Genomic DNA, 11,614 nt, shown 5'->3' with positions numbered 1-11,614 from the left:
GACGCGGGGAGAGGCTTTGAAACCCCCATTCCCTTGTAGGGAAGGGGGGAAGGGGGGTTAGGTTTCTGGAGATTATCGGTTTCATCTAATACTTTTCAAACAACCTCTAAGTTAAACGATAGCAATGTAAGGATTGCCAATAATACCATCACCATTGGCATCTATGCCAAAATTAGTTTCTTGAGTGAAAGCTGCCGCAGAATTTAATCCAAATTGTCCTTCGGAAGAAACGCGATTCCAGCTATTATCCAAATGCCAAATATGCAAGTAGTTTCCAGCAGTATTTTTCCAGAGAACTTGGTTATCCCCATTCACAGTTTCCACTGCTAAAGTTTGCCATCCTGGATAGATATCTGGGAAGATTTGCACTCCACTATTTTGAATAGCAATTGGGGTAGCTGTTCCCACTTGGACAAAGTATTTATTAGCTGCATCCTTGACTAATTTGGTATTACCTGCTGATTCAATTAAGCCGTAAGGATTGCCAATAATACCATCACCATTGGTATCTATACCAAAATTAGTTTCCTGGGTGAAAGCATCAGCCGAATTTAATCCAAATTGTCCTTCAGAAGAAACCCAATTCCAGTTACTATTTAAATGCCAAATATGCAGATAGTTTCCAGTAATATTTTTCCAGAGAACTTGATTAACTCCATTGACCGTTTCTGCGGCTAAAGTTTGCCAACCAGCGTAGATATTTTGGTAGATTTGTTGTCCACCATTTTTAATAGCAGTTGGGGTATTTGTTCCGATTTGGGTAAGATTAGGGTATTAGTAGATGTCTGAATGCTGTAGGATGTGTCACAATTGGTAACACTTTTCAGTTAAAGACTATACACGAACAAGTTTGACACAAATACTTACAAGTGTCAAACCCTATATCTATGTAACAAGTTAGGATATTTTTTAAATTGGTATTCACCAATGTCAATACTACTATCAATTTTTAACAGCTTATATTCCCATCAAATATGCAATTAAAATGAAGCTGTATAGAATCAAATTTCAAGAATTATGGTTCTACCGCTCCCATTATGGAAAAGAATATTAATTTAATTTTTGTAGGTTGGGTTGAACGAAGTGAAACCCAACATTGGCGGTAAGATAGTGAGAGTTGTTGGGTTTCCTTGCGTCAACCCAACCTACAATAAATGTTGTTTTACATAAAGGGAACGGTAAAGCCAGAATTATTAACCGCAGATGGACGCAGATAAACGCAGATAAAGACGGATGAATTAATGAATTTTATGATTTTGTGAAGTTTCACATAAGTTTGGTATTATTGCTGTTTAATAATAAAAATGGGTAATTGAATATTGAAGACTAGCTTCATTACCAATTACCCATTACCAATTATTTAGGAATAACTTACAATTCCTGTAACTCCTTATTTGTAATCACACTAGCTTGTGTACTGACAACTTTTGCTGCTTGTAACATGGGAGTGTTAGTGACAGAATTATTAGCCAAAGTAAACAAGGGATTGGATAAAATTCCAGAGATAGTAGTAGCTATTAAAGTTACTATCAAACCCACTTGTAAAGGTCTCAGTCCTGGTAAATCCCAACGAACTTGGGGATAATTCTTCACCACGTCGGACATTTCTTGGGGTTCTTTGACTACCATCATCTTAACTACGCGAATGTAGTAATAGATGGAAACCACACTGGTAACTAAACCAAGTAAAACTAACCAGTAAAGACCAGCTTGCCAACCTGCCCAAAATAGGTAAATCTTCCCGAAAAATCCGGCTAATGGGGGAATACCACCCAATGATAACAGGGAGATACTCAAGCCCAGTGTTAAAAGTGGGTCTTTTTGATACAAACCGGAGTATTCGGAAATTTGGTCTGTTCCTGTTCGCAGAGAGAACAATACCACACAGGTAAAGCCGCAGAGGTTCATAAACAGGTATACCAGTAGATAGAAAATCATACTGGAATAGCCGGCATCTGTTCCCGCAATTAAGCCAATCATCACAAACCCAGCTTGGGCAATAGATGAATAAGCTAACATCCGTTTCATGCTAGTTTGGGCTAGGGCGACAACGTTACCCAACACCATACTCAGTACTGCAAGGGCGGTGAAAACAAATCTCCACTCATCTGCCACGACAGGGAAAACGGTGGTTAAGAGACGGATAGCCAGGGCAAATCCTGCGGCTTTAGAACCGACGGATAAAAAGGCGATAACTGGAGTCGGTGCGCCTTCATAAACGTCTGGTGTCCATTGGTGGAAGGGTGCAGCGGAGATTTTGAAACCAATACCCGCAATCACGAAAACCAGGGCAATTACTAAACCTAGAGATTGACCAACATTTGCTGTGGCGATACCATTAGCGATCGCAGTTAGTTCTGTTTGTCCACCGGATAAACCATACAACAGGGAGACACCGTACAAAAATACCGCTGTACTGGAAGCACCAATTAACAGGTATTTCAACGCTGCTTCATTGGAACGGGGGTCACGTTTTGTATAACCTGTCAACAAATAAGAGGAAATACTCAAGGCTTCTAAAGAGATGAAAATCATCACCAACTCATTAGCGCCGGATAAAAACATTCCTCCCAAAGTCGCAGTCATCAAAATGGCAATAAATTCGGCTAAAGGCGTACCACTTTGTTCAACATAGCGAATTGACATCAATATTGTTGACATTGCTGACAGGGCGATAATCCCCCGAAAGACAATACTCAGGTCGTCACCATTAAAGCTACCAGTAAAGGCAATGGGGTTAGTAGTATCCCATTGGAAGTATAGAGCAATAATCGCGGCTGTTAAACCGAGCGTAGCTAGATATGCAATCCAGCGCGCAGATGTCCGTCCCAAAATCAAATCAACAATCAAAACCCCCAAGAGGGTAATCATGACGATTCCCTCTGGTAAAATCGTTCCAGCATTTAACTGGGATGCAAAATTAGCAAAATCCATGAGATGTATAGGTTTTAGCGATTAAACATTAGAGATAACACAAGTTTATTCTATCCATACTTCTTGACTAAAATTGCATTGATCTTTCTATCTTTAACAGTTGGAAATTTATATATTTGATTTTAACTATCCGCAAATGTACGGCAATAACTCAAAATAAACGGTCGAGTATATAACTGAACTGTTCAGCGTGGGGCGATTTTCGGGAAAGAGTTAATACCGTAGAGATTAAAGCACTTTATCTGCCAGCCTTTAAAACTTGTTCGGCTGTCAGTTTGAAATTTGGGAATGTCGGCGAAGTAATGGATTGATTGCCTCGAATCTGCTGAATTTCATACTCTCCTTTCACTAACGTACAAATGGAAAGGGTAGGTTGTTTCGGTTTCCCAATATGTCGAGTCCCACCTAGACCTGCATAATCCGCAATCCAATATTCAGGAATACCTAAAATTGCGTAGTCTTCGACTTTACGCGCATAATCGTTTTGCCAGTTGCTACTAACTACTTCTATCACAAATTTAATAGAACTGCCCAGGGTGAGGATTGATTGATCATGCCAAAGTAGTTCTTTCGCAAGTTCATTGCGGTCAACTACCATAACATCAGGTCGAAATGCTGTTATACCCAAGTTAGAAGGACGTAGTAATCCTCGCTGAAGGACAAACCAATTTAAACATAAGGCATCAATTTGGGCGCAGATTTTTGTGGTGGTAAAAGCTGAAACTTCTTCATGGTAGCCTGTTGGTTCCAAATCAAACACCTCTCCATCAATCAATTCGTAGCGGTTACTGTCACCATAACGGACGATAAAATCGCCAAAACTTAGTAACTGCTGTTGTATTGGTCTTTCGGTTGCAATGGTCATAGGTCAATTTAGCCCCATCAATATCACCACTCTAGCATTTTCGCTAAATCCATCCTTCGCCGTTTTTCAAATTCTCACACTGCTTTCGCTAGTGGCATGAATATTTCAACGGATTCAAATGGTACAGATATTTTGTCTTCTTCTGTCCGTTCAATTAATCCCAGTTCTTCCAGGCGATTTACGTCTGTGTGTACATTTGAATAGTTTCTTTCGGCTGTTTTTGCCAGCGCGTAAATACTGCATGGCTCTATTTTGCTTAAAGTATCAAGCAAATCAAGTCGAGCAGGCGTTAGCTCGCTAAAAAGTGATTTTGCAGATTCAAATGAAAGTCTAAAATTTACTGGCTTTCCAATTTCGGAGTCTTTAATTTGTTGACGAGCGGCTCGGATTGCAGAACCACCCTTGGCTACTTCAATAATTGCTTTCATGATTCACTCCAGGTTTCAATGTCTCTTTCAAAATCGTCAAGCAATTTATCAATGCTTGTGAATTTGTAATCTATTTCGTGTGAGTTTATATGTTTATGATCTCCTTTTCCACGTTCATTGTCATATCTAATTCTACATTTTCCATTCTGCCCGTAAAATAATCTGTATTTGTATTTATGTGTGCTTGGTGGTGTTGGCTCTGGTAATTCCCATATAACAACCTCGACGATTGATCCGTCGTCATGAACTTCTTTTGCTTTGGCGATTAGATTGGCCTTCATATATTGCATTGTAGCAATACATTTAAAGTTTGTCGAGTAGCAATATTATGGGACGAAGGATGGGTAAGCGATACCTTCGGTGAGCGCTCGCGCTATCGCCCTCAACTCAAAACCAAATTATCACAATATTATCCAGTTTAATGATTTGTTATACAGCGATCGCTTGCGTTGCGAAGCACATCACCAATTACCCTTGCGAAGTTAACAAAATAATGAATTAACCTTAACGGAGAGATCGCACTATAATTTTTCCCATTCATCTCTGCTAATATGGGCTTGTTTTAGTATTTTGCTCAATAAACCTATGCTAATGTCCGCCTCATGAGGATTAGGAATCGTGAGTTTGAGTTCTCCCTTAACCAAGTATTGATGTTTACCACCTGAATAAGGACCTTCAAAGCCTGCTTCTTTAAGAAAAATAACCAGTTCCCGCCATTTTATGGCTTTCCAAGCAGGCATCAGGCAACCTCTTGTAGTGAATTTAAGCCCACACCATCAAGCACGGGAAATTGATGACCCAAACGGATTCCCAAGACAACCCAGCCTTCTAAAGCATCTTGCAAGTTCTCTCGACAGGATTCCAGGGTGTTGGCTTGACTCCAAACACCTTCACAATCAGGAATTTCCCCGTAAAAAGTACCGTCTTCTAGCAACTCATAGGTTGCTTTTTGCATGGCTTTGGCAATGTATTCAGTTATCATTACTGTTTGCTCAAACGAATTCCAACTACCTTAATAGTATTACACAAATATAACATTAACTTCTCCATTATGAAAGGCGAACTGCTTGCAGCAGCGCTTCGCGATCGCACTACAGGGTATGTTACAATAACCAGAGTTATTTCTCAAACAAAATGTAATGAGACAAGTTTCAGTTTCAGAAGTAAAGGAAGATTTTGCTTACATTATGGATAGCGCGCAACAAGAACCTATTCTTGTTAAGGAACATGATCGCAATTATGTGGCTATTATTTCGATGAATGATTATGAAGATTTGGTAAAGATTAAAAATCTGCGTTTAAAGAATATATCAGCGGATTTAGGGGCGGAAGCTCAGGCAAATGGACTAACGTTAGAACTGTTAAACGAGATACTTAATAGTGATGCTTAATCGCTATGTTTTGGATGCTAATGTCTTAGTTAGTGCTATTTTATCTCCTAGTTCTACTGCTAATCTAGCTTACCAAAAAGCTCTTGACACTGGCATTTTATTGATTTCAGTTGAAACTTTTGCAGAGTGCGAAAGTGTGATATTTCGTTCTAAGTTTGATCGTTACATTTCTGTAGCACGTCGTCAGAAATTTTTAGCGGAATTTAGGGCAGCCGCCGAGTTAGTCTCGATTCTTGAGTTAATTAATGATTGTCGAGATCCAAAGGATAACAAATATTTAGATGTAGCAATTAATGGTTCGGCAAATGTCTTAATTACAGGTGATCAAGATTTGTTGATTCTTCATCCTTATCGGGGAATATTACCAATTTTAAGTCCGTCGGATTTTCTTAGGGATGATGTTTACTGAAAAGTATCTTTAAAATTTTAACTTTTAGACGGATAAAATATGTAAATCAGCAATAGCAGGATGTGTTAGCGTAGCGTAACGCATAATAATTACTGACAGTTGCGATCGCTATTCCTGTGAGTCGTAATTTTTAGGCGATCGCATCAACATCTATCTTCATAAAAGAGATCGCTATTGCTGTGAGTCGGGATTTTTAGGCGATCACTTTTGGTGAAGTGAAAGGGAAAGTGGCGATCGCACTTCATCAGAGAAAGTGATCACATTAACCCACAATGCAGGTTATCGTTTCCCATCATTGTGTTCCTTAACCCAACCAACAGGATCGGTGATCGCACTTCGGTTTTTTTCATTAAGTGGAAGGCTAAGTTATAAGCATAGTACGCCGCTTCATTTACCAAATAAGGATACAATTCTTGCGTTTCCGTGTAATTAATTACCTCTCCATCAAAGCTAATAAATAGAGGACCTCCTGGGTTAATTGCCACAAAATTCTGAATTTCGGGGTGGATAAAGGCATTCAATTCATTAAAAGAATTAAGAGGAAAATTGACTGTCATCAGCTTTTGATAAACGGTTACAAACTCTGATTGACTCGTCGTTATTCCTGAATTCCAGCGATCAAGATAATTCAAAATTTCATTAATTAGATTTTCAGTCTTTTGAAACAATGAAAAATCCAAAACACCTTGGGCAATTGGCCCCACCTCGATCGCAAAACCCAAGGGAGAAAGAGAATTTAAGAACGAAGTAGGCTGATCCTTTTCAAAGAAGCTACAAATACGGACTTCAGGGTTAATTTGGCTTAGATAAGACGCTAAACTGAGGTTAAAGGGATGGTCGTTGACTAAAATAATAGATAAACCTACGTCCGCCGTCGTCGAGTGAAGATCGAAAATACAATCAACGTTATTTGATGTGATTATCTCCTTTATTTCTTTTGCCCGTTGCTTTTCATAGATAATAGTTTCATCAGAAACAGTCTCTAAGCTCTCAATGTCAAAGCACCGATTTAAATCTTTGTCAATGAATCGAGTGCAGGCTTCTATCGCCTTGAGATTACCGAGAATGGGGGAAGCCGTAAAAGTATTGCGTTCGAGTAAATGTGGCTGTTTCAGAAATTTTTTAATCAGATAAAGACCCGTTAGTTCATTTCCATGAATACCACCGAATATGGCTGGTTGTTTGATTTTTTCAGGAGTTTGAGTCATTGCGCTTACCTTTAGAACGTTAACTAACATCAATGTAAGGTAAGCTATTGTTAATCACAACAGCAAAAATAACATGGTGGGATGTGAAAAAATACTATGAAAATCGAACATCTTGAAAATCTGATAATTTTATCCGAAGAGCTTAATTTTACAAAAGCGGCTGATCGAATTAGTCGTCAAGGTTCTTCAATTGATCAACCTCAATTAAGCAGACAGGTTAGAGCGATTGAAAAAGAGTTGGGTCAGAAAATTGGTTGTGATGATATACCTTTATTTGAAGTAACACCAAGAAACGTACAACTAACAGAAAGAGGCGAAATATTTTTAGAGGCAGTCCGTCTTGCAATTAAATCTATTAATGAGGGAATTTATGGAATCCAGCAAGTTACTCAAGGTGAAAGGGGAAAACTGAAATTAGGAGTAATTGGTGTGATTACTCATAATTTTTTACCTGAAATTTTACAGATTTTTAAACAAAGATATCCAAAACTACAAATAGTTTTAGAAGAAATGGCCCATCCTCAAACTCAGGGGTTGCTAGACTATCAGGTTGATATTGGCTTTACCTATGCTCCTTCAAATTTTCTGTGGAATAAAGATTTGAGTTCTAACATTGTTCTAAAAGAGTCCTTGTTGCTCGTCTTGCCGAAAAAGCATCGTCTTGCTAATGTAGTTGAAATTCAGTTAACAGATATTGCTGAAGAAGATTTTATTCTACCCGCTTCTTCGACGACTCTTGGACTTACAGAGCAAATTAATATTCTTTGTCAACAATCAGGATTTACACCTAAATGTGTACAAACGGCTACTTTTGCATCAACAATTATAAGTTTAGTAGCAGGTGAAGCTGGTATCAGTTTATTACCAGAAAACACTCGATATATTCAAAGAGACGGTGTCGTTTTTCAAGAGATAAAAGAGCTATCTAAACAATTAAATGTGGTGATGTTATGGCGCAGACGTGACAAATCTCCAGTTCTAAAGAATTTTCTTGCTATTATGACAGAAATCGTTAATTCAAGAGGCATTTGAATTTTTCTCTAAAAATTGATCTTTAAGCATTCATACTGCAAATCAAGAAGTCGCTTTCTTTAAGCTGGGACGATTTCGCCACCAAGCGAGTGAGATCGCCGATCTTGTAGGTTGGGTTAAGGAACGCAACCCAATTAGGGGAAATGATAACCTCATTGTGGCTTACTGCGTACCGACTCAAGTTCGATCACCGATCTTGTAGGAGAATTATAACTCTATTTTTGGCTAATTCGTCGAGTTACTGCGATCGCTATTTCTGTGAGTCGTGATTTTTAGGCGATAGCGAACGCATTGCGTCCCGGAGCGAACTAGCGCGACCTAGGAATCGCTTGTTGTGGGGATGAAATTGGATTTATATTTGGGTTAGTATTAAATAAAGAAATCACTCAGCCAGTCATGTAAACGAATCGCTTTGTCTAAAAATTACAAGGACTTGAATAAATATGACAGTTATCTTAGAAAGAATAAAGGATAAAGTTTGGACTGATGAAGAGTTTATGGCTTTAGCTGATGATGGCAATCGTTACGAAATTGTAGATGGAGAGTTGATAAACTTGGGCAATTCAGGCATGGAGCATGGGAATATTGGCATATTCCTCGGTGGGCTAATCGAGATATTTGTAAGGCAGCATAATCTTGGCGTTACTTGCGACTCTAGTACAGCATTTAAAATGAAGGGAGATAATAAGCGGTCGCCCGATATTTCTTTTGTTAGTAAAGAGCGATTGATTGGGCTAAAACGATTACCTAAAGGCTTTTTTGATGGTGCGCCCGATCTAGTTGTTGAGATTATCTCTCCAGGCAACACTTTTGACGAAATTCACAACAAGATTGAAGAATATTTTGAAAGTGGAACTAGACTGCTGTGGGTAATCCATCCTGATGAAAGATATGTGCTGGTTTACCATAGTCCTCAGCCCGATCTCCTATTACGAGGTAATGATATTTTAGATGGAGAAGATATAATTTTAAACTTCAAGGTTGCAGTCAGCGAATTGTTTAGAACTTTGGCGTTCTAAGGGAATTGATTAGTTAGCGATAGCGAACGCATTGCGTCCCGGGGGGAACTAGCGCGACCTAGGAATCGCCAATTTATAGCATTACTTCAGTTAATAGACATCAAATTCTCAAAAGGATGCCGATTTTTCCAGCGGTAAGTATTAAAGTCCCGAAAATCAACAGATAGAATCCGCCCATGCCCCAAATGTTCGGCAAGAATAATCAATGAAGCGTCCGCTAAATCCATTGGTAGAGAACTATATTGATTCATCAATTCACTGATTCTTTTCCCATCTTGAACTTTGAGATCAAAAATCTCAAAAGCACCAATTTCTAAGCTATGAATAAACGTCTGTTGAGCATTTGTGCCTGTACGTTTCAAGAGAATATGACAAGCTTCCGTAATCACACACCATGTTGTCACCAGAGGCTCATCAATCGTATCTAGAACTTCTTGAGCGAGAACATGATAATCATCACGGCGATTGATTAGTGCTATCCAAAAGCCAGAATCAACGATTACCATATTTTTCGTTAAGACTTTCAGTGAGATATTGCTTGTAATTAACCGACAAATCAGAGTCCCCTTCAGCACAACCAATCAGCCCTGATTCTCTAAGGAGTTGCAAAGGTTTTACAGGGGATTCTTGATGTAATTTTTCATAATAAAGATCGATCGCCACTTTCATAATGTCAGACGCACCTTGATTTGTCCGCTGGCGAATGTAATTAAACTTATTAGCGCGATCGCTATCGAGCCTTGCATTAACTCTCATATTTTTGCTTGTCATAACTCTGTATGACAATACTATATACTATAGCTCAAAAAATTCAAAGTTAAGTAGTTCTCAAATAGTTTCCTCATAGGGCGATCGCTAGTAGCCTTACACTTAGCAATCTCCGTCAAACCTTTGGCTTGAGACTTGACACTAGCGATCAGCCAGGGAATAAATTCCCTGTCTAAAAGCTAAAGTCGGTTGAAACCGACTATTTTAGTACAAATAGGATAATTTTTGGTTTTGAGTTAACTAGAGTGCGTTTTAACGCACTTTAGCTTTTAGACCGGAACTTAAGTTCCGGGCGGGAATGTTGCAGCCAAACTCAGACAGTTGTAAAGTTATTGAGTCCCAGAATTCCTGTTAATCCTGTGACTTCAATAATGGCATCATTAGCAACATTAAACCCTGTTGTTGTATCATTAATGGCGACAAATATCTTTTGTCCAAAGCTGAATTGAGCCGCAAAATTAGAGCCAAAGGCTGCGGCTGTTAATTTTGCTCCGATACCTGCGGTATCTAAAGTATTGACTGCGCCCACATCTACAAATCCGGCTCGTGCAGTAGAAACACGGAATAAATCATTACCTGTGGTGGCGTTGAAATCAGTAATCACATCAAAATTAGCTAAGAGAGAATCAGAGAGGTTTTGGTAAACAAACTTATCAGCACCTAAACCACCAGTTAAAGTGTCTTTACCACCTGCACCAGTGAGAAGATCATTATTTGCACCACCGATAAGGATATCGTTACCACTAGTACCTGTTAGAGTCAGACTAGAAGGATTACCGATAGAGCCATCACCATTAGCATCTATGCCAAAGACAGTTTCTTTACCCAAAGCTTCCGCCGAATTTAATCCCCAATTTCCCTCAGAAGAAACCCAATTCCAGTTACTATCTAAACGCCAAATATGTAGATAGTTTCCAGAAACGTTTTTCCAAAGAACTTGATTAACTCCATTGACGGTTTCTGCGGCTAGAGTTTGCCAACCAGCGTAGATATCTTGGTAGATTTGTTGTCCACCGTTTTTGATAGCGGTTGGGGTATTTGTGCCGATTTGGGTAAGGTATTTGTTCGCTGTATCTTTAACTAATTTGGTATTACCTGCTGATTCTATTGCGGTGTAAGGATTACCAATCACACCATCACCATTGGTATCTATGCCAAAGTTAGTTTCTTGAGTTAAAGCTTCCGCCGAATTTAATCCCCAATTTCCCTCAGAAGAAACCCAATTCCAGTTACTATCTAAACGCCAAATATGTAGATAGTTTCCAGAAACGTTTTTCCAAAGAACTTGATTAACTCCATTGACGGTTTCTGCGGCTAGAGTTTGCCAACCAGCGTAGATATCTTGGTAGATTTGTTCTCCACCATTTTTGATAGCGGTTGGGGTATTTGTGCCGATTTGGGTAAAGTATTTGTTGGCTGTATCTTGAACTAATTTGGTATTACCTGCTGATTCTATTGCGGTGTAAGGATTACCAATAACACCATCACTATTGGTATCTATACCAAAGTTAGTTTCTTGAGTGAAAGCTTCTGCCGAATTTAATCCAAATTGTCCTTCAG

At 38.9% G+C, this 11,614-nt stretch carries 15 protein-coding genes; 4 read left to right on the top strand and 11 right to left on the bottom strand.

Annotated elements, in window-relative coordinates; translation table 11 throughout:
- Nucleotides 1–111: 111 nt before the first annotated feature.
- The 7 genes from FJR06_RS02755 to FJR06_RS02725 form a co-directional block, all read right to left on the bottom strand.
- Nucleotides 112–756 carry a hypothetical protein gene (locus FJR06_RS02755; protein ID WP_371723298.1) on the bottom strand — a complete coding sequence of 215 codons (645 nt, stop codon included), beginning with the start codon at nucleotides 754–756 and terminating at the stop codon, nucleotides 112–114.
- Between the two features lie 615 nt (nucleotides 757–1,371).
- The gene (locus FJR06_RS02750; protein WP_168650664.1) at nucleotides 1,372–2,934 is read right to left on the bottom strand and encodes an NAD(P)H-quinone oxidoreductase subunit N; all 1,563 of its coding nucleotides are present in this window, start codon (nucleotides 2,932–2,934) and stop codon (nucleotides 1,372–1,374) included.
- 238 nt (nucleotides 2,935–3,172) lie between these two features.
- Entirely contained in the window at nucleotides 3,173–3,799 is a 627-nt protein-coding gene (locus FJR06_RS02745; RefSeq protein ID WP_168650662.1) for a Uma2 family endonuclease, read from the bottom strand.
- Between the two features lie 74 nt (nucleotides 3,800–3,873).
- A complete protein-coding gene (locus FJR06_RS02740; protein WP_015081437.1) occupies nucleotides 3,874–4,227 on the bottom strand; it encodes a MarR family transcriptional regulator in 354 nt (117 codons plus the stop codon).
- Complete coding sequence (locus FJR06_RS02735; RefSeq protein ID WP_235081894.1) at nucleotides 4,224–4,508, bottom strand: DUF6516 family protein; 285 nt, start codon at nucleotides 4,506–4,508, stop codon at nucleotides 4,224–4,226. Before FJR06_RS02735 ends, FJR06_RS02740 begins: the two co-directional genes overlap by 4 nt.
- A 240-nt stretch (nucleotides 4,509–4,748) precedes the next feature.
- Nucleotides 4,749–4,967, bottom strand: coding sequence for a type II toxin-antitoxin system HicA family toxin (locus FJR06_RS02730; RefSeq protein ID WP_015081439.1), 219 nt, complete (start codon nucleotides 4,965–4,967; stop codon nucleotides 4,749–4,751).
- Nucleotides 4,967–5,209, bottom strand: coding sequence for a type II toxin-antitoxin system HicB family antitoxin (locus tag FJR06_RS02725; RefSeq protein ID WP_015081440.1), 243 nt, complete (start codon nucleotides 5,207–5,209; stop codon nucleotides 4,967–4,969). Before FJR06_RS02725 ends, FJR06_RS02730 begins: the two co-directional genes overlap by 1 nt.
- Nucleotides 5,210–5,366: 157 nt before the next feature.
- Between FJR06_RS02725 and FJR06_RS02720 the strand changes: the two genes are divergently transcribed.
- Nucleotides 5,367–5,618: a type II toxin-antitoxin system Phd/YefM family antitoxin gene (locus tag FJR06_RS02720; RefSeq protein ID WP_015081441.1), complete on the top strand. Its 252-nt coding sequence runs from the start codon at nucleotides 5,367–5,369 to the stop codon at nucleotides 5,616–5,618.
- Nucleotides 5,611–6,027 carry a putative toxin-antitoxin system toxin component, PIN family gene (locus tag FJR06_RS02715; RefSeq protein WP_015081442.1) on the top strand — a complete coding sequence of 139 codons (417 nt, stop codon included), beginning with the start codon at nucleotides 5,611–5,613 and terminating at the stop codon, nucleotides 6,025–6,027. The genes FJR06_RS02720 and FJR06_RS02715 overlap by 8 nt, the downstream gene beginning before the upstream one ends.
- A gap of 257 nt (nucleotides 6,028–6,284) precedes the next feature.
- Here FJR06_RS02715 and FJR06_RS02710 read toward each other — a convergent pair whose 3' ends face one another.
- The gene (locus FJR06_RS02710; protein WP_015081443.1) at nucleotides 6,285–7,235 is read right to left on the bottom strand and encodes an aspartoacylase; all 951 of its coding nucleotides are present in this window, start codon (nucleotides 7,233–7,235) and stop codon (nucleotides 6,285–6,287) included.
- A gap of 96 nt (nucleotides 7,236–7,331) precedes the next feature.
- Here FJR06_RS02710 and FJR06_RS02705 point away from each other — a divergent pair, with 96 nt between their 5' ends.
- Together FJR06_RS02705 and FJR06_RS02700 are read left to right on the top strand one after the other, a co-directional pair.
- Nucleotides 7,332–8,267: a LysR family transcriptional regulator gene (locus FJR06_RS02705; RefSeq protein WP_015081444.1), complete on the top strand. Its 936-nt coding sequence runs from the start codon at nucleotides 7,332–7,334 to the stop codon at nucleotides 8,265–8,267.
- A 443-nt stretch (nucleotides 8,268–8,710) separates the two neighbouring features.
- Nucleotides 8,711–9,286: a Uma2 family endonuclease gene (locus tag FJR06_RS02700; RefSeq protein WP_015081445.1), complete on the top strand. Its 576-nt coding sequence runs from the start codon at nucleotides 8,711–8,713 to the stop codon at nucleotides 9,284–9,286.
- Nucleotides 9,287–9,372: 86 nt separating this feature from the next.
- On the opposite strand, the gene FJR06_RS02695 is transcribed toward FJR06_RS02700, so the two are convergent.
- The 3 genes from FJR06_RS02695 to FJR06_RS02685 form a co-directional block, all read right to left on the bottom strand.
- On the bottom strand, nucleotides 9,373–9,792 hold the full coding sequence (locus tag FJR06_RS02695) for a type II toxin-antitoxin system VapC family toxin (protein WP_015081446.1): 420 nt from the start codon (nucleotides 9,790–9,792) through the stop codon (nucleotides 9,373–9,375).
- Nucleotides 9,779–10,042: a hypothetical protein gene (locus tag FJR06_RS02690; RefSeq protein WP_015081447.1), complete on the bottom strand. Its 264-nt coding sequence runs from the start codon at nucleotides 10,040–10,042 to the stop codon at nucleotides 9,779–9,781. Before FJR06_RS02690 ends, FJR06_RS02695 begins: the two co-directional genes overlap by 14 nt.
- A 325-nt stretch (nucleotides 10,043–10,367) precedes the next feature.
- The coding region (locus FJR06_RS02685; protein ID WP_168650660.1) for a bluetail domain-containing putative surface protein at nucleotides 10,368–11,614 on the bottom strand (1,247 nt) is incomplete at its 5' end.

This window comes from Dolichospermum sp. UHCC 0352 (genome assembly GCF_009711925.1).
GTDB classification, from domain to species: Bacteria; Cyanobacteriota; Cyanobacteriia; order Cyanobacteriales; family Nostocaceae; genus Dolichospermum; species Dolichospermum lemmermannii.
Note: the sequence above shows the minus strand (reverse complement) of the source record. Positions and strands in the feature narration are given on the sequence as shown.